We start from the raw sequence: 1,800 nt of genomic DNA, 5'->3' as shown, positions 1-1,800 counted from the left end.
GGCTGGCGAAGGCGACTTCCGTCTGGAACGGACTGTCTGCCCACCCGATGAAGCGAGCCGTCATCTCGCCGAAAAAGGCATGCATGACGAAGTTATAGAAAAAGCTCACGCCGAGTGAAAAAAACAAGAACCAGGAAAGCAGCGCCTCGACAATCACACGACGGGTTCGTGGCCCATGATGGCGTGCCAATGAAATGGCGGAGGCGATCAATCCAACGACGAACAGCGTCAGCGTGAAGTTACTCAAAACAAAACGAATTGCCTCGGCCATGCCCGATCCCCGTTCCCCGCATGCACACTAGAAGCAACGGTTGGGAACGGGAAGCGGGTTGATGGCAGTCAAGTCTATTTGCGTGTCGCGCGCAGCTCGCGCAGGGCTCCGGTCCAGCGATGCAGCTCATCGAGCATCGTCGTCGCCGCACTCTTGTTGRGATCGGACGCGGTGAAAACCTTGTTCTCGTCGAGTTGACCTCCGACCATCGGAATTGCGACACCGTCCGGGATCGGCATCATTCTCAGCGTCGTCAGTAGCGGTTTCACGGCCTGGGCGGCGCGCAATCCGCCGGAAACGCCGCCGTAGCTGACGAGGCCAGCCGGAGCATAGTTCCACTCACGAGACAGGTAGTTGAGCGCGTTCACCAGCGATGGCGGCGGGCCATAATTGTATTCCGGCGTAACAAAGACGAAGGCATCGGCGGATTTTACGCTTTTCGCCCAGGCCTTTGTGTGATCGTTCTTGTAGTTCTGCCGCATCGGATGTTCGGGCTCGTCGAAAATCGGCAGATCGAACGCATCGAGATCCACCAGAACAGGCTCGAACTTGCCATGTTCGGCGACGAAATCATTGAACCATTTTGCAATGCCGGGGCCGATCCGGCCAGGGCGCGTGCTGCCGACAATGGTGTGAAGCTTGGACGTCATATTGATCCTGGTTCGGTTCGAGGGAGGAGTATCGAGGTATGGGAGCGGGGTAGTACGCACCGGTCGCGCGCCGCAAGAAGGCACATCCGCGTAACCCAATCACATCCATGTGACTGGTTCGGCTATCAGCCGCGCGAACGTTCCCTCAGGATGTCCCAGAGGGTCGCGTCGCGAAAATTGGCGATCGTGCGGTCGGCGCCGACTGCCTGCATTTCCTCCGCGGAAAGGCCGGTCAGAACGCCGAACGAGAATAGGCCTGCGCCCTTGGCAGCTTTCATGCCCGAYGGCGAATCCTCGAACGCGATCGCCTGCTCGGCCGGCACTCCAAGCCGTTCCAAGGCCGTGAGGTACGGAAGCGGATCAGGCTTGCCACGGGCAACCTGCTCGATCGTCACCTTCACGCTGAAGCGGGACGAAACGCCCAGCATGTCGAGCATGTGGTCGGCATTGAGCATCGGCGCGTTGGTGACGAGCGCGATATCGAGGGCGTGAGATTCGGCCCAGTCAAGCAACTCCAAGAGTCCGTCGAGGGGCTGGAGATCGGCGGCGAGCCGGCGAAACGCCGCTTCCTTGCGATCGGCGAAATCCACGTGCTCCTCGACCGTCCGATGAGGCAGGAGCGAAGCGAAGATCGACGGATTGGTGTGGCCGATGATCGTATTGCGATAGACCTCCTCGTCGACCGCGACGCCCTCCGGGCCAAGCACTTCGGCGAACGCGCGGAGATGGACGGGATCGCTGTGTACCAGCGTTCCGTCCATGTCGAAGATGAGAGCCTTGAGCATTGCACCGTCCCGTTCTTAGCCAACGGAAAGGGTTTTGAAACAAAACAACGGCCCGGGTCAAACGGAGTCTGTGGTCGCTCCGTCAACCCTGCCA

Annotated in this window: 3 protein-coding genes; all 3 read right to left on the bottom strand. The window is 59.7% G+C overall.

From position 1 onward, the window contains the following. Positions 1–271 (bottom strand): DUF6790 family protein (locus AC1DT3_RS19900; protein WP_477466944.1); only part of this gene is annotated, 271 nt, incomplete at its 3' end. A gap of 74 nt (positions 272–345) precedes the next feature. Then, the gene (locus tag AC1DT3_RS19895; protein ID WP_477466943.1) at positions 346–921 is read right to left on the bottom strand and encodes an NADPH-dependent FMN reductase; all 576 of its coding nucleotides are present in this window, start codon (positions 919–921) and stop codon (positions 346–348) included. A 125-nt stretch (positions 922–1,046) separates the two neighbouring features. Further along, positions 1,047–1,706 (bottom strand): HAD family hydrolase, encoded by a 660-nt coding sequence (locus tag AC1DT3_RS19890; protein WP_477466942.1) that lies wholly within the window; start codon positions 1,704–1,706, stop codon positions 1,047–1,049. Positions 1,707–1,800: the final 94 nt, after the last annotated feature.

The sequence above is a fragment of the Microvirga sp. P4_G7 genome, assembly GCF_056401005.1.
Note: the sequence above shows the minus strand (reverse complement) of the source record. Positions and strands in the feature narration are given on the sequence as shown.